Genomic DNA, 17,098 nt, shown 5'->3' with positions numbered 1-17,098 from the left:
ATTAAGCTTTCTCAAATGGTGGCACCCAGGCTTCACCGCAGTCCCAAGGGCGTGGTTTTCCATGGAAACAGACAATTCGCGTCCCCGCAGGCACGGTGCCATCACCGGTGGCATGTTCATTCTTCTTCTTATGAATGACATGCTTTTTATAGCTAACGATCTGTCCGGGTAAAATGTCCTGCCAGATAGCGGCGTGTGGATAGATTTTGCTGATAAACTCCTGGTCACCACCGCTCTGATAGCGCGTCATGAATAGTTCCGGATAGCGCTTAAAAGCTTCCCAGACCTTGTACTTTTCCTCATGCGGAACGCGCATGATAGCGGAGTTTTTGGTTTTCTGCGGAAAGAAAAAATCACTCAGCATGGTCAGCTGTTTATTTGCCAGAATATCACTAATATCACCGACAACGACGACATCTAAATCGAGATAAAAAATATCTTCGGCAACCGAATCCGGATTAAACATCTCGATTTTTGACCACCAGCCAGGCAAATCTTCAGTTAGTTTAATGGTGTTAACGCCAGGAATAGTTAAATCGGTAAAGCACACTTTCTCGATGTCTGCTGGCAATTGTTTGTATAACCACTGCACATGGCTTTGGTTATAATCACCGCCAGAGCGTAGTACGGTTGCTATCTTCATAAAACCTCAGTATATTAATAATTCAGGCGTTAATTATTCATTCGACTGATGATATTACACCAGATTAACGCCTCACCTCTATCAGTAATGATTGTTTTATGTAAGATTTCTCTTGAAATTATAATATTCTGCTAAAGACATTCCGCGGACCTGCGGCGCAAGCCAGCTAAAGAACGCTTCCAGATCGGCATATAAACGTTCAATATCTTGTTCATTCTTAAAGGTCGGGCTACCGCCTGGCATATACTCCGATGAATGCAGCATATACTCAACATAATCATTACCCTGCGCCAGCGTCTGCTGAACTACTTTTTTCATGGTCTCGACGTTACCGCCCATCGGACGCAGCCAGTGTACGGACGGCGAACGGACTTTGCCGCGTAGCCTATCGTAGCCTTGCTTAACGCTATTCATCCATGCTGAGTGTTTGTATTGAATGCTCATAGGCACTTCCAGCAGCGGGGAATGACCTTCGCGACTGATATCATTTTCATCAAGAAAATAAGCATGTTGCGGGAAGCGACGATAATCCGTACCGCCATCGCCCTGCGGCGCGCCTTTAGCGGTTTTCCAGTTCACCCGCGGCGTCACCGAGCAATCCACCTGATAACCGTACTCCACCAGCAGGCGCGCGTAGCGCTCGTCAAACGCCCAGCGCCCGGCGCGATGGCTCACCATTTTGGTCTGGAAGGTATCTTCCAGTAGATGGGTCATATAGTCGACCTTCTCACGCATGGCGGCATCGCTGTACTCGATGAGATAAGGCTTATGACGCCAGTCATCCGCGGTCAGCGGCTCGGTCGGCGGACTGTTCCAGGCATGCAGATGCATACCGATTTCCGCCGTGCCGCGCGCGATGACATCTTTAGCAAACTCGATATAAAAAGGGTCGATGGCCATTTCATAATTGGTCAAATAGACCGGTTTGAAGCCATACTTTTCGCAAAGCTGCTGAAAACGCGGAAGATAGCGCGCATTCTCCGTGGTGATGCTGTCATGTTTTTGCCAGAGGTTGTCACCCTCTGTATCAATCGTGATGAGAAATGCGGGATTATGCACGAAAACGTCCTCAGGCCATACGTATCGGTCCATGGTAGAGCAATACAACGCTTCTCTCAATCTGCACGATCCCCTAGAATCGGAACCCTTATCCTGGATGAAGAACAGAGTATGACGCCTGAAACCCTCTCCCCCGGCCAGCAGAACCCGGCGCGGATCCTGGTCATTAAGCTGCGCCATCATGGCGACATGTTGCTGATCACCCCGCTGATAAACGCGCTCAAACAGCAATATCCCGCCGCTCGCGTCGATGTACTGCTGTATGCTGAAACCCGCGACATGTTGGCGGCGAATCCGGAGATTAACCAGATTTACGCGATCGATCGCAGCTGGAAAAAGCAGGGCAAGCGGCATCAGCTTAAGATGGAATGGCAGCTCATCCGCAATCTGCGCCAGCAGCGCTACGACATGGTGCTCAACCTTGCCGATCAATGGCCCAGCGCGATCATCAGCAAATTAACCGGCGCGCCGACGCGCATCGGTTTCGATTTCCCTAAGCGCCGTCATCTGTTCTGGCGCTACTGCCACACCGCGCTTGCTTCTACCCAGCAGCACAATCAGCTGCACACGGTGCAGCAAAACCTCTCTATTCTGTCGCCGCTGGGGCTTGAGATAAACGATGCGCCGGCGCGGATGGGCTACAGCGAATCTGACTGGACGACCAGCCGTTCGCTGCTGCCGGACGGCTTCCAGGAGAACTACATCGTTATTCAACCGACTTCGCGCTGGTTCTTTAAATGCTGGCGCGAAGAGCGCATGAGCGCGCTGATTAATGCGCTGTCAGCAGAAGGCTACGCGGTGGTGCTTACCTCTGGCCCTGACGCCAAAGAAAAGCAGATGGTAGAGAACATCATTAGCGGCTGCCCGCAGGCGCGACTGCACTCATTAGCCGGTCAGTTGACGCTCCGCCAGCTGGCGGCGGTTATCGATCACGCCCGCCTGTTTATCGGCGTAGATTCGGTGCCGATGCATATGGCGGCAGCGCTGGGTACGCCGCTCATCGCGCTATTTGGCCCGTCGAAACTGACCTTCTGGCGGCCGTGGCAGGCGAAAGGCGAGGTTATCTGGGCCGGCGACTTCGGCCCGCTGCCCGACCCCGACGACATCAATACCAACACCGAAGAACGCTATCTTGATTTAATCCCTACCGACGCGGTTATCGCGGCGGCGAAAAAGGTACTGGCATGAGTAAATTCCGGCTGGCTCTGGTACGGCAAAAGTATCGCCCCGACGGCGGCGCGGAGCGCTTTGTCTCCCGCGCGCTGGAAGCCCTCGACAGCAGTAATCTGGAACTGAACGTCATCACCCGCGAGTGGCAAGGGCCTGTCAAACCGGACTGGCATATTCACATCTGCAACCCGCGCAAATGGGGGCGCATCAGCCGTGAACGCGGTTTCGCCAACGCCGCGCGCGCGCTCTGGCAGAGTGAATCATTCGACCTGGTGCAAAGCCATGAGCGTATTCCGGGTTGCGATCTATACCGCGCAGGCGACGGCGTTCATCGCCGCTGGCTGCAACAGCGCTCGCGCATTTTACCGGCCTGGAAAAGCCGCCTGCTGTTCGCCGACCGCTATCACCGTTATGTGATGCAGGCGGAACGCGAGATGTATCAGGACGCGCACCTGCGTGGGGTGATTTGCAACGCGGAGATGATCAAGCAGGAAATTATCGAAGACTTCGGCCTGCCGGCGGATAAAATCCACGTCATCTATAACGCTATTGATAACCAACGTTTTCTGCCGCCAGGCGAAGAGACCTTTGCCGCATTACGCGCTAAATGGCAGTTGCCGCTACAGGCAAGCTGCCTGATTTATGTTGGTTCCGGCTTTGAACGAAAAGGGCTGGATGCGGCAATCCGCGCCATCGCCCCCACCGACCGTTATCTGTTGGTGGTCGGCAAAGACAAAGAACAGAACCGCTATCAACAGCTGGCAAAATCGCTGAACTGCGAAGATCGCGTGCGTTTCTTCGGCATGCAGTCCGAAACGCTGCCGTTCTATCAGATGGCCGACGGACTGCTGCTGCCGACGCTGTATGATCCATTCCCGAATGTAATTCTGGAAGCGATGGCCTGCGGCCTGCCGGTTATCACCACCACCGGCTGCGGCGGCGCGGAGTTCATCGTCGAAGGCAGCAATGGCTACGTCTGCGACGCGCTGGATATCGCCGCGTTACAGCAGGCGGTCATGGCGCTGCCCGCGCGCGCGCTGGGTTCGGCTGAAGGCACACGCGCCCGCGAACGAATTATGGACTGCACCAGCGAGCGACTGTCGACGCAGCTGCTTTCTCTCTATCAGGATCTGGTGAAATAACGATGCGCATATTGTTTGTTATCGATGGCCTGCCGGGCGGCGGCGCGGAGAAAGTCGTGCTCACGCTGGCGGAACATTTTCTCAGCCAGGGCGAACAGGTATCGCTGTTTTCGCTGCGCGACGTCTGCGATTATCCGCTGCCGGAAGGGCTCGATTATCAGGTGATTGCCGACCGCTGCCGCAAACCGTGGCGCAAGCTAACGGAACTCTCCCGCCGCGCGCGCCAGCTTGATCGCGCGATTGAACAAGCAGAACAGCATGGTCGCTTCGATCTGGTACTGTCGAATCTGCACAAAACCGATCGCATCGTCGCCCGCAGCCGGGAATTGCAGGATCGCAACGTCTGGTTCTGTCTACACGGCGTTTTCTCTACCTCTTATCTTGGCCATCGCAGCGGTTTTGACCGCTGGATGAAGCAGCAAAAAATCAAGCGGGTATACCAGGGGCGCAACGTGGTGACCGTTTCCGATGCGGTTGGAAAGGATTTGGTCGAGCAGTTCGCACTGCGCCCGGCACAGCTTAAAACCATCTATAACCCGTTCGATATCGCCGCCATTCACGCGGCGGCAGACGCGCCGGCCGATATTCCCCAAGGGGACTATATTATCCACGTCGGCCGCTTCCATCCGGGTAAGCGCCATGACCGGCTGATTGAAGCCTACGCGCAAAGCGGTATCGAGGCGCCGCTGGTGCTGCTCGGGCAGGGCAAACCGGAGCAGGAACAGCGGCTTCGTCAACTGGCGCAGCAGCTGCAGGTCGGCGATCGGGTGCTGTTTAAAGGCTTTCAGCCCAACCCGCTGCCGTGGATTAAACATGCGCGAATGCTAACGCTCAGCTCCGACAGCGAAGGGTTTGGCAACGTCATTGTTGAAGCGCTACTGCTGAATACGCCGGTTGCCAGCACCCGCTGTCCTGGCGGGGTAAGCGAGATCCTCAGCGGCGAACTGTCCCGCGGTCTGGCCGATCTCAACAGTTCTGCGCTAGCCCAGACGATGCAAAGCATTTACCATAGCCCGCCGGCCATTGATTCCGCCGCGCTGGAAAAATTCAGCGTTGAGTCGATTTGCCAACAGTACCGTCAGCTGCGCAGCGCCTGACGTCGTTTTTTAACCAGGATCGAATGAGTTATGAGTCAAACGCCTTTATTGAGCATCGTAGCCGCCGTGTATAACGGTGAAAAATTCCTTGCGCAATTCTTTGAATGCCTCGAACAACAGCAGTTGGCAAGCTATGAGCTGATCCTGGTGAACGACGGTTCTACCGACGGTAGCCTGGCGGTTATCGACCAATGGAAAGACAGGCTGCAGAACGTCACCGTGCTGGAGCAGGAGAATCAGGGCGTCTCGGTAGCGCGTAATACCGGTATGGCGGCGGCAAGCGGTAAATACCTCGCCTTCCCGGACATTGACGATAAGTTCTATCCCGGCATGTACCGCACGCTGCTGGAAATGGCCGAGAAGGGCAATCTCGATGTCGCGACCTGTAATGGCCGCTATGTGTACGAAAGCCGCGACGATATTCACCCGATTTTCCCGCCGGAGCGCCTGCAGTCTACTGGCGTCCTGCCGGGTTACGTCTGGCTAAAGCAGGCGCTCGACTCGCGTAAGTTTCTGCACGTCACCTGGCTGAACATCTATCGCCGCGATTTTATCAACCAGCACCATTTCCACTTTGAGCCGGGCCTGCGCCATCAGGATATTCCCTGGACGACGGAAGCATTGCTGGCCGCCGAACGCGTGCAGTACACCAGCGAGCAATTTTACGACTATTACATTCACTCGGAATCGGTCTCGCATAAGCCGGACAACGACGATACGCTGATGCGCTCAGCGCGCCATTATATGAAGATCCTCGAGATGCTCAGCGCCATCAACCAACGCTATCCGGACAAGGTACGGCACATTTCCGCCTGCCGCTGGCAGATAGCCAAAGAGGGGTTGGGGATTATTCATACCTTCGACTGCATGAAAGATGAGTCGAAAAAGCATATTATCATCAAAGAATTCTTCGAACGCGGCATCTGGCGCCTGATCTGGAGTAACGCCTGCACGTTCCGTTTACGCTGGCGTCTGGGACGCCGCTATTTGCGCATCAAGCGCTATCTCAACGCCGCATAGGTCGAAATCCCTCGGTTTCCGCCAAAGAGATAGCTTTACGCGGGTTAAATGCTTAGAATTTGCCCGCAAAAAACCTAAAACGGATAAATAGTTTGGAATTGCTTTATACCACCCTACTCTACCTCATTCAGCCGCTGGTGTGGCTGCGACTGCTGCTGCGCAGCCGTAAGGCCCCGGCATACCGTAAACGCTGGGCTGAACGTTATGGCTTCTGTCAAAACAAGGTAGTGCCGGATGGCATTCTGCTGCACTCCGTCTCCGTCGGTGAAACGCTGGCGGCGATCCCGCTGGTGCGCGCGCTACGCCATCGTTATCCATCACTGCCGATCACCGTCACGACCATGACGCCGACCGGTTCTGAACGCGCCATGTCCGCTTTCGGCAAAGATGTTCACCACGTCTATCTGCCGTATGACCTCCCCTGCGCCATGAACCGTTTCCTCAACAGCGTGCAGCCGAAACTGGTCATCGTGATGGAAACCGAGCTGTGGCCGAACATGGTCGCCGCGCTGCACAAACGTAAAATTCCGCTGGTAATTGCTAACGCACGACTGTCAGAACGTTCCGCGAAAGGCTATGCCAAACTCGGCGGTTTTATGCGCCGCCTGCTCAGCCGTATCACGCTTATCGCCGCGCAAAATGAAGAAGACGGCAACCGCTTCCTCGCGCTCGGTCTCAAACGTAACCAACTGGCGGTCACCGGCAGCCTGAAATTCGATATCTCCGTCACCCCGGAACTGGCGGCGCGGGCCGTTACCCTGCGTCGCCAGTGGGCGCCGCACCGTAAAGTGTGGATAGCCACCAGTACTCACGACGGCGAAGAACAGATCATCCTGCAGGCGCATAAAAAACTGCTGGAAACCTTCCCCGACCTGCTGTTGATCCTCGTACCGCGCCATCCGGAACGCTTCGGCGACGCCCGCGATATGGTGCAAAAAGCCGGGATGAGCTTCACCATGCGCAGCACCGGTGAAATTCCGTCTAACAGCACCCAGGTGGTGATTGGCGATACTATGGGCGAACTGATGCTGCTCTACGGCATTGCCGACCTGGCGTTCGTCGGCGGCAGCCTGGTTGAACGCGGCGGACACAATCCGCTCGAACCCGCCGCCCATGCTATTCCGGTGCTAATGGGTCCGCACACCTTTAACTTTAAAGATATCTGCGCCAAGCTGCAGCAGGACGATGGTCTGATCACCGTCACGGACGCCGACTCGCTGGTCAGAGAAGTTTCTACCCTGCTGACCGACGAAGATTATCGCCTGTGGTACGGCCGCCACGCGGTGGAAGTGCTGCATCAAAACCAGGGCGCGCTGTCGCGTCTGCTACAGTTACTGCAACCCTACCTGCCGCAGCGGAGCCACTAATGTCGACCCGACTCTCCGTCGTGATGATCGCCAAAAACGCCGCCGACCTGCTCGCCGATTGCCTGGCGTCGGTAAGCTGGGCGGATGAAGTGGTGGTGCTGGACTCCGGCAGTACCGACAATACCGTCGAACTGGCCCGTAGCCTGGGCGCCCAGGTCTATAGCAACACCGACTGGCAAGGCTACGGCATTCAGCGCCAGCGCGCGCAAGATTACGCCACTCACGACTGGGTGCTGATGATTGATACCGACGAGCGCGTTACGCCTGAGTTGAAAGAGTCTATCCTCAAGGTACTGGATGCGCCGCAGCGCGGCGTTATCTACAGCATCGCCCGGCGTAACTACTTCCTCGGGCGCTTTATGCGCCACAGCGGCTGGTATCCCGATCGGGTGATGCGCCTGTACGAACGCGCGCGTTACCGCTATAACGATAATCTGGTGCATGAATCTCTGGATAGCCTTGGGGCCGAAGTGGTGCCGCTCAGCGGCGATCTGCTGCACCTGACCTGCCGCGACTTCTCCGGCTTCCAGCAAAAACAGCTGGCGTATGCCGCAGCCTGGGCGCTTGAGCGTCATCAGAAGGGCAAGAAGACCTCGATGGCGGGGATTTTCAGCCATACGCTGGGCGCCTTCGTCAAAACGCTGCTGCTGCGCGGCGGCGTACTGGATGGAAAACAGGGTTGGCTGCTGGCGGTAGTCAATGCGCAATACACGTTTAATAAATACACCGAGCTGTGGGCACTGAGCCGCGGCTACTCGGAGAAAGTGTAATTATGGGCACAAAAGCGATCTATCCGGGCACCTTTGACCCTATCACCAACGGCCATATCGATATCGTCACCCGCGCGGCGGGTATGTTTGATAAGGTTTTGCTGGCCATCGCCGCCAGCCCGAGCAAAAAACCGATGTTCAGCCTCGATGAACGAATTGCGCTGGCGGAGCAGGCAACGGCGCATCTGGTCAACGTTGAGGTGATTGGCTTTAGCGATTTGATGGCCAATTTCGCCCGCGCGCAGCAGGCCAATATTCTCATTCGCGGCCTGCGGGCAGTGGCGGATTTCGAATATGAAATGCAGCTGGCGCACATGAACCGCCATCTGATGCCCACCCTGGAAAGCGTGTTCCTGATGCCGTGCAAGGAGTGGTCGTTTATCTCTTCATCGCTGGTTAAGGAAGTGGCGCGCCACCAGGGCGATGTCTCCCACTTCCTGCCGCCTAACGTGCATCAGGCGTTGTTAAATAAGCTGAAGTAGTATGTCCTTCCCCCGCTCGCGCTACGCTTAGCGGGGCTACCAGCTTACCTGGCCTGGCATAATCCCCAACCTTCTCCACTACTTCTGACACTGGCGGCAATAAAAGGTCGCTCGCTGCGCGTGTTTGCTGGCGATAATCGGCGTACCGCAGATCCGGCACGGCTCGCCTTTGCGGCCATAAACCTGTAGCTCCTGGGCGAAATATCCCGGTTTGCCGTCGCTTTGCAGGAAATCCTTCAGCGTCGTTCCACCTTGCTCAATTGAGCGTAGCAGCACCAGCTTAATCATCTTCACTAACCACTCGCATTCTTGATGCGAGAGCGACGAGGCCAGCCGATCGGGATGGATCCCGGCGGAAAACAGCGATTCGCTGGCGTAGATATTCCCCACGCCCACCACCAACTTGTTATCCATCAGCCAGGGTTTGATGGCGGTTTTCTTCTTCGCGCAACGCTGCTGGAGATAGTCGGCGTTGAATTCATCGCTTAGCGGCTCCGGGCCGAGATGCGCCAGCACCGGATGACCATCCAGCTCTTTAGTCCATAACCAGGCGCCGAAGCGGCGAGGATCGGTATAGCGCAGCACTTTACCGTTACTCAGCACCAGGTCGACGTGGTCGTGTTTTTCAGCCGGCTGCTCTTCACTGAGGATACGCAGGCTACCGGACATGCCAAGATGAATAATGATCCAGCCGTGGCGCAGCTCCAGCAGCAGATATTTGGCGCGTCGGCGCACGCTCAGCACCGGTTCATCGCTCAGGCGATAAATCTCTTCGGATACCGGCCAACGCAGGCGCCCGTTGCGTACTACGGCGTGCAGGATGTTAGCGCCTACCAGATGCGGCTCAATGCCGCGACGGCTGGTTTCGACTTCAGGTAATTCAGGCATTTTTTTCCTCTTAACCACACAGTTTCGGGTGACAGGGAGGCAGCGGGAAGAGAGGCCGGAAGGCTTAATAAAGCAAGCGGCCAGGCTGTACGCGTGCAGCCAACGCACCTGTGCTCGAAGGGTGAAGCATAAAACAAAAAACCCCGCCGGAGCGGGGTTTTAGTACAAGGAGACTAAAATTATTTGATTTTAGCTTCTTTGTAGATAACGTGCTGACGTACAACCGGATCGTACTTTTTCAGTTCCATTTTTTCCGGTTTGGTACGCTTGTTCTTCGTGGTGGTATAGAAGTGACCAGTACCAGCGGAAGAAACCAGCTTGATTTTCTCACGAATACCTTTAGCCATGATTTATTTCCTCTAAGTACTTAGTACTTTTCGCCACGGGCACGCAGTTCAGACAGAACTGTATCGATGCCTTTCTTATCGATTACACGCATACCTTTAGCAGATACGCGCAGGGTGACAAAACGCTTCTCGCTCTCAACCCAGAAACGGTGAGAGTGCAGGTTCGGCAGGAAACGGCGTTTAGTCGCGTTCAGTGCGTGGGAACGGTTGTTACCGGTCACCGGACGCTTGCCAGTAACTTGGCAGACTCGGGACATGTCTATTCTCCAAAAATCAAATTAGCTCGAGCTTCGTATGGGGTATTGGCGCCTCGTCAGGCTTTACAGCCCGGTCATCGCATAGTTCTATTGAACTCTCGATTGCCAGGCCCAAATGCCAAACCCGAGATTCTCAAAGGTGGCGTAGTATACGCTGACTCGGCGGTGTGCTCAAGTCCCGAACAGACAAAGATCCCGATAGATCGCATGATCGGGGCTAAATCCAGCCACGTTCGGCAAAAGAGACGTACGCGCCGCGGCCAATAATCAGATGATCAAGCACGCGTATCTCCATGAATCTACAACACTTAACCACCCTGTCGGTCATCAACTTATCCGACTTACTCGGTTCAGGACTACCTGAAGGATGATTATGGGCAAGGATCACCGCGGCGGCGTTCACTTTGATTGCTTCGCGTACAATTTCTCGCGGATGCACCTCTACGTGGCTAAGAGTACCAGAAAAAAGGCGGCTATGTTTCAATACCCGGTTCTGATTATCTAAAAAGATCGCCATAAAGATCTCCCGCTCTTCATCGGCGAGCTGGCTTTGTAAAAATTCTCGCGTCATGAGCGGCGTCACCAGCGACGGTTCCTCTCTCATCCGCAAGCTAAAATAGCGCCGCGCCAGTTCGGCAATGCCTTTGAGTTGCGCATATTTCGCAATGCCGATACCGTCGATATCGGCAAATTGTTCTATCTCAGCCGACAACAGCCCGTACAGCGAACCGAAGCGCTGTAGCAAGCTATGTGAAAAAGCCAGCACATCCTGGGTACGCGTGCCGGTACGCAAAAACAACGCCAGCAGCTCAACGTCGCTCAATGTTTCAATGCCGTCGCGCAGCATTTTTTCCCGCGGCATCAATGATTCCTGTATATCCATTACCCTGTCTCCTTACCCGTCCATCCCCCATCCTGGCATAGCCTTTCCGCGCTGCCGACCGGTGATTTCAAGGTCTGCGTAGACCCTCGCAAAGTGAATACCCGGCATACGCACGATGCCACAGGGATTGTGATAAGATGCGCGGATTCTGGTGTATTTCAACAGGACAAAATCATGATGAGTCTGGCTGGTAAAAAGATCGTTCTTGGCGTGAGCGGCGGTATCGCCGCCTATAAAACGCCAGAACTGGTGCGCCGACTGCGAGAACGCGGCGCCGATGTACGCGTCGCCATGACGGAAGCCGCCAAGGCCTTTATTACCCCGTTGAGTCTGCAGGCGGTTTCCGGTTATCCGGTCTCCGATAGCCTGCTGGATCCGGCTGCCGAAGCGGCAATGGGCCATATTGAACTGGGCAAGTGGGCCGATCTGGTTATCCTTGCCCCGGCAACCGCCGATTTAATCGCCCGCGTCGCCGCCGGTATGGCGAACGATCTGGTCTCCACGATTTGCCTGGCTACGCCCTCGCCGGTGGCCGTCGTCCCGGCGATGAACCAACAGATGTATCGCGCCGCCGCCACCCAGCACAACCTTGGCACTATTGCCGCACGCGGCCTATTGGTATGGGGCCCGGATAGCGGCAGCCAGGCCTGCGGCGACGTTGGCCCGGGCCGCATGCTCGATCCGCTCACTATCGTGGAGATGGCGGCGCAGCATTTCTCGCCTGTCAAAGATTTGCAACATCTCAACATCATGATTACCGCGGGCCCAACCCGCGAGCCGCTGGATCCGGTGCGCTACATCACCAACCATAGCTCCGGCAAAATGGGCTTCGCGATTGCCGCCGCCGCCGCACAACGCGGTGCGAACGTCACGCTGGTAAGCGGCCCGGTGCCGCTGCCGACGCCGCCGTTTGTGCAGCGCATCGATGTTGGCACCGCGCTGGAAATGGAAGCGGCGGTGCAGAATGGCGTGCAACAGCAGCATATTTTCATCGGCTGCGCCGCCGTTGCCGACTACCGCGCAGCGATTGTCGCCGACGAGAAAATCAAAAAACAAGGTGATGAATTAACAATAAAAATGGTCAAAAATCCGGACATCGTCGCCGGGGTGGCCGCACTAAAAAATCACCGCCCGTACGTTGTTGGATTTGCCGCCGAAACAAATAATGTGGAAGAATACGCCCGGCAAAAACGTGCCCGCAAAAATCTCGACCTGATTTGCGCCAATGATGTTTCTCAGCCAAATCAAGGTTTTAATAGCGATAACAACGCATTACACCTTTTCTGGCAGGATGGGGATAAGCGCTTACCACTTGAGCGCAAGGAATTCCTGGGCCAATTATTACTCGACGAGATCGTTACCCGTTATGATGAAAAAAATCGACGTTAAGATTCTGGACCCGCGTGTTGGCAAGCAGTTCCCATTGCCGACTTATGCCACCTCCGGCTCGGCCGGACTTGACCTGCGCGCCTGTCTTGACGACGCCGTAGAGCTGGCGCCGGGCGCAACCACCCTGTTGCCGACTGGCCTTGCGATTCATATCGCCGATCCGTCTCTGGCGGCGGTGATTCTGCCGCGTTCTGGTCTGGGCCATAAACATGGCGTCGTGCTGGGCAACCTGGTTGGCCTTATCGACTCCGACTACCAGGGGCAGCTGATGGTTTCCGTGTGGAACCGCGGCCAGCAGAGCTTTACTATCGAGCCGGGCGAGCGCATCGCGCAGATGGTCTTTGTGCCGGTGGTACAGGCGGAATTTAATCTGGTGGAAGAGTTTGACGCCACCGACCGCGGCGAAGGCGGCTTCGGCCACTCAGGGCGCAAATAAGCCCGGCTATACGGAACCCGCATCCCAAAGCGCATAATGCAATAACATCACCGCAAACTAAGGTTTGCGGTCGCTTTGTGGATGCCTGCCTGACAAGTGCTTATTTTCAGGGGTATTTTAAAACATGGCAGAAAAACAAACTGCGAAAAGGAATCGTCGCGAAGAAATACTTCAATCTCTGGCGCTGATGCTTGAATCCAGCGATGGTAGTCAACGTATTACCACGGCGAAGCTGGCGGCCTCCGTCGGTGTTTCCGAAGCGGCGTTATACCGTCATTTTCCCAGTAAAACCCGCATGTTTGACAGCCTGATCGAGTTCATTGAAGACAGTCTGATTACGCGCATCAATTTGATTTTGAAAGATGAAAAGGACACCACGGCTCGTCTGCGCCTGATTGTTCTGCTGATTCTTGGGTTTGGCGAGCGTAATCCTGGGCTGACGCGTATCCTCACCGGCCACGCCTTAATGTTCGAACAGGACCGTCTGCAGGGTCGTATCAACCAGCTATTTGAACGTATCGAAGTTCAATTGCGTCAGGTGATGCGTGAAAAGAAAATGCGTGAGGGAGAGGGCTACACCCTCGACGAGACGCTACTGGCAAGCCAGCTGCTGGCATTTTGCGAAGGCATGCTGTCGCGTTTTGTGCGTAGCGAGTTCAAGTACCGCCCAACGGATGATTTCGATGCCCGCTGGCCGCTGGTCGCGGCGCAACTGCAGTAAAGCTCTATATGCAGCCGCAAGGCTGCATGGCTCATCATTCACCTTCTCAGCGTGCTCTGGCTATACCGGCAGCCGCTGGCTGCCGGGCTCATCTTCAGACGCCGTAGGCTTCGCGGTAAGCGCGTACCGATGCCAAATGCTCAGCCATCTCAGGCTTTTCTTCCAGATAGGCGATAAGATCTTTCAGGGTGACGATAGAAATCACTTTGCAGCCATAATCACGTTCCACTTCCTGAATCGCGGAGATCTCGCCGCGACCGCGCTCCTGGCGATCAAGCGAGATGAGCACGCCAGCCAGTTCAGCGCCGTTAGCCTGAATAATTTCCATTGATTCACGAATTGCGGTACCGGCGGTAATCACGTCGTCCACCAGCATCACGCGGCCCTGGAGCGGGCTACCGACCAGGTTGCCGCCTTCACCGTGGGTCTTCGCTTCTTTACGGTTGAAGCAGTACGGCAGGTCGCGGTCATGATGCTCAGCCAGCGCGACGGCGGTGGTGGTGGCGATAGGGATACCTTTATAGGCCGGGCCGAACAGCAGGTCGAACTCGATCCCGGAATCCACCAGCGCCTCGGCGTAGAAACGGCCCAGCAGAGCCAGATCGCGCCCGGTATTAAACAGGCCGGCGTTGAAGAAATAGGGGCTTTTACGCCCGGATTTCAGCGTAAATTCGCCAAACTTAAGAACCTGCTTGCTAAGCGCAAACTCAATAAACTGGCGCTGATACGGCTTCATGGATTCGCTCCTTTTAGTACTGTCATCAATGTCGGACTACACGCTTTGTCCTTCGCAGGTGTCATGAAGGATAAAGCGCAAAAAAAAGGCGACTTCTCAGTCGCCTTAATCATTAATTTTCTAACGCCGCTTTCTGCGTCGTAATAATGGATTCGATTCCCCCTCGCGCTAACGCCAGGAGAGTGAGGAGCTCTTCATGGGTGAACGGCTCGCCTTCCGCCGTGCCCTGCACCTCAATAATGCGGCCGTCTTCGGTCATTACCACATTCATATCGGTTTCCGCGGCGGAATCTTCCACGTACTCCAGATCGCAGATGGCTTCACCATTAACGATACCAACGGAAACGGCGGCTACCATCCCCTTCATCGGGTTGGTTTTCAGTTTACCGGCAGCAACCAGCTTGTTCAGCGCATCGGCCAGCGCAACGCAGGCACCGGTAATGGACGCGGTACGGGTACCGCCATCGGCCTGCAGCACGTCGCAATCGAGCGTAATGGTGAACTCGCCCAGCGCTTTCAGATCCACCGCGGCGCGCAGCGCGCGAGCGATCAGACGCTGAATTTCCATAGTGCGGCCGCCCTGCTTGCCTTTTGCGGCTTCGCGAGCGTTACGGGTATGGGTGGAGCGCGGCAGCATGCCATATTCGGCGGTGATCCAGCCCTGGCCCTGACCTTTCAGGAAGCGCGGCACGCCTTCGTCGATGGAGGCAGTGCACAGCACTTTGGTGTCGCCAAATTCGACCAGCACGGAGCCTTCAGCGTGTTTTGTATAGTTACGGGTCAGGGTTACTGGACGCACCTGATTAGCGCTACGGCCTGCTGGACGCATGATTACTCTCCGGCTTGAAACGAATGTGGCTGCGCATTATACACAAATTCGGCCAAGTTGCATCGCGACGACGCGCGCCTGCCAATGTGGATAATGCGCGCTTATTCCTATCCTGAAAGGGCCTCGAAAGCTATAATCCTCCCCACTCTCCTTAAAAAACAGGAACGTCTATGATCCGCAGTATGACCGCCTATGCCCGGCGTGAAATCAAGGGTGACTGGGGTAGCGCCGCGTGGGAACTGCGCTCGGTAAACCAACGCTATCTGGAAACCTACTTCCGCCTGCCGGAACAGTTCCGGAGCCTGGAGCCCGTGGTTCGCGAGCGCATCCGCTCTCGCCTGACTCGCGGCAAAATCGAATGTACCCTGCGTTTTGAGCAGGATCCCAGCGCCCAGGGTGAGCTGATTCTTAACGAAAACCTGGCCAAGCAGCTGGTTAACGCCGCTAACTGGGTAAAAATGCAGAGCGATGAAGGCGAAATCAATCCGGTTGATATCCTGCGCTGGCCTGGCGTTATGGCCGCTCAGGAGCAAGACCTTGATGCCATCGCCGCTGAAATCCTCAACGCCCTGAATGGCGCGCTGGACGATTTTATCGTCGCTCGCGAGACCGAAGGCCAGGCATTGAAAACGCTGATCGAACAACGTCTGGAAGGCGTCAGCGCCGAAGTCAGCAAAGTCCGCGCCCATATGCCGGAAATCCTGCAGTGGCAGCGCGAACGTCTGGTCGCCAAGCTTGAAGACGCCGAAGTGCAGCTGGAAAACAACCGCCTCGAGCAAGAGCTGGTGTTAATGGCGCAGCGTATCGACGTCGCCGAAGAGCTCGATCGCCTGGAAGCGCACGTTAAAGAGACCTACAACATTCTGAAGAAGAAAGAAGCCGTGGGTCGCCGCCTCGACTTCATGATGCAGGAATTCAACCGCGAGTCGAACACTCTGGCCTCCAAATCCATTAATGCCGAAGTGACCAATTCAGCGATTGAGCTGAAGGTGCTGATCGAGCAGATGCGCGAGCAGATCCAGAATATCGAGTAATCTCTTCCCCGGCTGGCCTGCCCCCGCGGGCCAGCATTACTTTTTCTTATTCATTTTTGAAAAGCAAAAGCCAAATCCCCCACAGTGATTGACCATATCAATCATTCAGCATTAGCTTTTTTCATGAAAATCAGCTCACTTTAGAAAAACTCAATCGTGATCTGTCGCACAAATCGCTACCCTTTGCCCATCATTGTGGGGGATTTATGCTGCTTCATGTTCTTTATCTGATTGGTATTACGGCGGAAGCGATGACCGGCGCCTTAGCGGCCGGGCGTCGCCGGATGGACACTTTTGGGGTGATTATTATCGCTACCGCCACCGCGCTCGGCGGGGGATCCGTGCGTGATATCCTGCTCGGCCATTATCCGCTCGGTTGGGTGAAGCACCCGGAATACGTCATCATTGTGGCGGTTGCCGCCGTTCTCACCACCATCGCCGCGCCGGTAATGCTGCACCTGCGCCGCCTGTTTCTGGTGCTGGATGCCCTGGGCCTGATTGTATTCTCGATTATTGGCGCGCAAATCGCGCTGGATATGGGCGAAGGACCGATAATCGCGTCTATTGCCGCCGTGATCACCGGCGTCTTTGGCGGCGTGCTGCGCGATATGTTCTGTAAACGTATCCCGCTGGTGTTTCAGAAAGAACTGTACGCTGGCATCTCTTTTGCCGCCGCGGTGCTCTATATCGCGTTACAGCACTACGTCAGCAGCCACGACGTCGTGGTCATCGCCACGCTGCTCTTCGGCTTTACCGCGCGTATGCTCGCCCTGCGCTGGAAGCTCGGCCTGCCGGTCTTCTACTACAAACACGACGCACATTGATTCC

Annotated in this window: 20 protein-coding genes; 12 read left to right on the top strand and 8 right to left on the bottom strand. The window is 55.6% G+C overall.

All coding sequences use genetic code 11. From position 1 onward, the window contains the following. Position 1: 1 nt before the first annotated feature. Together ABLV66_RS00680 and ABLV66_RS00675 are read right to left on the bottom strand one after the other, a co-directional pair. Complete coding sequence (locus tag ABLV66_RS00680; protein WP_045386549.1) at positions 2 to 643, bottom strand: glycosyltransferase family protein; 642 nt, start codon at positions 641 to 643, stop codon at positions 2 to 4. A 96-nt stretch (positions 644 to 739) separates the two neighbouring features. Further along, positions 740 to 1,702 carry a polysaccharide deacetylase family protein gene (locus tag ABLV66_RS00675; RefSeq protein ID WP_045390617.1) on the bottom strand — a complete coding sequence of 321 codons (963 nt, stop codon included), beginning with the start codon at positions 1,700 to 1,702 and terminating at the stop codon, positions 740 to 742. Between the two features lie 111 nt (positions 1,703 to 1,813). Here ABLV66_RS00675 and rfaQ point away from each other — a divergent pair, with 111 nt between their 5' ends. The 7 genes from rfaQ (at position 1,814) to coaD (ending at position 8,750) form a co-directional block, all read left to right on the top strand. Continuing rightward, entirely contained in the window at positions 1,814 to 2,890 is a 1,077-nt protein-coding gene (gene rfaQ, locus ABLV66_RS00670) for a putative lipopolysaccharide heptosyltransferase III (RefSeq protein WP_348876608.1), read from the top strand. Then, positions 2,887 to 4,014, top strand: a complete 1,128-nt coding sequence (locus tag ABLV66_RS00665) for a glycosyltransferase family 4 protein (RefSeq protein WP_213797563.1) — start codon at positions 2,887 to 2,889, stop codon at positions 4,012 to 4,014. Before rfaQ ends, ABLV66_RS00665 begins: the two co-directional genes overlap by 4 nt. A gap of 2 nt (positions 4,015 to 4,016) precedes the next feature. Next, the gene (locus tag ABLV66_RS00660) at positions 4,017 to 5,111 is read left to right on the top strand and encodes a glycosyltransferase (RefSeq protein ID WP_213797562.1); all 1,095 of its coding nucleotides are present in this window, start codon (positions 4,017 to 4,019) and stop codon (positions 5,109 to 5,111) included. A gap of 30 nt (positions 5,112 to 5,141) precedes the next feature. Next, the gene (locus tag ABLV66_RS00655; RefSeq protein WP_047066655.1) at positions 5,142 to 6,131 is read left to right on the top strand and encodes a glycosyltransferase; all 990 of its coding nucleotides are present in this window, start codon (positions 5,142 to 5,144) and stop codon (positions 6,129 to 6,131) included. 92 nt (positions 6,132 to 6,223) lie between these two features. Continuing rightward, positions 6,224 to 7,498, top strand: coding sequence for a lipid IV(A) 3-deoxy-D-manno-octulosonic acid transferase (gene waaA, locus ABLV66_RS00650; protein ID WP_015369159.1), 1,275 nt, complete (start codon positions 6,224 to 6,226; stop codon positions 7,496 to 7,498). Beyond that, entirely contained in the window at positions 7,498 to 8,268 is a 771-nt protein-coding gene (locus ABLV66_RS00645) for a glycosyltransferase family 2 protein (protein WP_032713074.1), read from the top strand. The genes waaA and ABLV66_RS00645 overlap by 1 nt, the downstream gene beginning before the upstream one ends. A gap of 2 nt (positions 8,269 to 8,270) precedes the next feature. Then, positions 8,271 to 8,750 (top strand): pantetheine-phosphate adenylyltransferase, encoded by a 480-nt coding sequence (gene coaD, locus ABLV66_RS00640; protein ID WP_015703808.1) that lies wholly within the window; start codon positions 8,271 to 8,273, stop codon positions 8,748 to 8,750. A 78-nt stretch (positions 8,751 to 8,828) separates the two neighbouring features. Here coaD and mutM read toward each other — a convergent pair whose 3' ends face one another. The 4 genes from mutM to radC form a co-directional block, all read right to left on the bottom strand. Next, the gene (mutM, locus tag ABLV66_RS00635; RefSeq protein ID WP_015369156.1) at positions 8,829 to 9,638 is read right to left on the bottom strand and encodes a bifunctional DNA-formamidopyrimidine glycosylase/DNA-(apurinic or apyrimidinic site) lyase; all 810 of its coding nucleotides are present in this window, start codon (positions 9,636 to 9,638) and stop codon (positions 8,829 to 8,831) included. 179 nt (positions 9,639 to 9,817) lie between these two features. Further along, positions 9,818 to 9,985 carry a 50S ribosomal protein L33 gene (rpmG, locus tag ABLV66_RS00630; protein ID WP_002922510.1) on the bottom strand — a complete coding sequence of 56 codons (168 nt, stop codon included), beginning with the start codon at positions 9,983 to 9,985 and terminating at the stop codon, positions 9,818 to 9,820. A gap of 20 nt (positions 9,986 to 10,005) precedes the next feature. Beyond that, positions 10,006 to 10,242, bottom strand: a complete 237-nt coding sequence (gene rpmB, locus ABLV66_RS00625; protein WP_002436699.1) for a 50S ribosomal protein L28 — start codon at positions 10,240 to 10,242, stop codon at positions 10,006 to 10,008. A 217-nt stretch (positions 10,243 to 10,459) separates the two neighbouring features. Beyond that, on the bottom strand, positions 10,460 to 11,125 hold the full coding sequence (gene radC, locus ABLV66_RS00620; protein ID WP_045390599.1) for a RadC family protein: 666 nt from the start codon (positions 11,123 to 11,125) through the stop codon (positions 10,460 to 10,462). Positions 11,126 to 11,302: 177 nt separating this feature from the next. Between radC and coaBC the strand changes: the two genes are divergently transcribed. The 3 genes from coaBC (at position 11,303) to slmA (ending at position 13,671) form a co-directional block, all read left to right on the top strand. Beyond that, a complete protein-coding gene (coaBC, locus tag ABLV66_RS00615) occupies positions 11,303 to 12,514 on the top strand; it encodes a bifunctional phosphopantothenoylcysteine decarboxylase/phosphopantothenate--cysteine ligase CoaBC (protein WP_348876621.1) in 1,212 nt (403 codons plus the stop codon). Then, the gene (dut, locus tag ABLV66_RS00610; RefSeq protein ID WP_020077682.1) at positions 12,492 to 12,950 is read left to right on the top strand and encodes a dUTP diphosphatase; all 459 of its coding nucleotides are present in this window, start codon (positions 12,492 to 12,494) and stop codon (positions 12,948 to 12,950) included. The genes coaBC and dut overlap by 23 nt, the downstream gene beginning before the upstream one ends. A gap of 124 nt (positions 12,951 to 13,074) precedes the next feature. Continuing rightward, entirely contained in the window at positions 13,075 to 13,671 is a 597-nt protein-coding gene (slmA, locus tag ABLV66_RS00605) for a nucleoid occlusion factor SlmA (RefSeq protein WP_015369151.1), read from the top strand. A 94-nt stretch (positions 13,672 to 13,765) separates the two neighbouring features. On the opposite strand, the gene pyrE is transcribed toward slmA, so the two are convergent. Further along, positions 13,766 to 14,407, bottom strand: coding sequence for an orotate phosphoribosyltransferase (pyrE, locus tag ABLV66_RS00600; protein WP_015703811.1), 642 nt, complete (start codon positions 14,405 to 14,407; stop codon positions 13,766 to 13,768). A 112-nt stretch (positions 14,408 to 14,519) separates the two neighbouring features. After that, a complete protein-coding gene (rph, locus tag ABLV66_RS00595) occupies positions 14,520 to 15,236 on the bottom strand; it encodes a ribonuclease PH (RefSeq protein ID WP_045390593.1) in 717 nt (238 codons plus the stop codon). Positions 15,237 to 15,406: 170 nt separating this feature from the next. Here rph and ABLV66_RS00590 point away from each other — a divergent pair, with 170 nt between their 5' ends. After that, positions 15,407 to 16,270, top strand: a complete 864-nt coding sequence (locus tag ABLV66_RS00590) for a YicC/YloC family endoribonuclease (RefSeq protein ID WP_045390591.1) — start codon at positions 15,407 to 15,409, stop codon at positions 16,268 to 16,270. 206 nt (positions 16,271 to 16,476) lie between these two features. Beyond that, positions 16,477 to 17,094: a trimeric intracellular cation channel family protein gene (locus tag ABLV66_RS00585; RefSeq protein WP_348876609.1), complete on the top strand. Its 618-nt coding sequence runs from the start codon at positions 16,477 to 16,479 to the stop codon at positions 17,092 to 17,094. Positions 17,095 to 17,098 lie beyond the last annotated feature (4 nt).

The organism is Klebsiella sp. CN_Kp073 (assembly GCF_040065495.2).
Classification (GTDB): domain Bacteria; phylum Pseudomonadota; class Gammaproteobacteria; order Enterobacterales; family Enterobacteriaceae; genus Klebsiella; species Klebsiella aerogenes.
The sequence above is the reverse complement of the archived record's forward strand: the minus strand, read 5'-3'. Positions and strand labels throughout refer to the sequence as shown.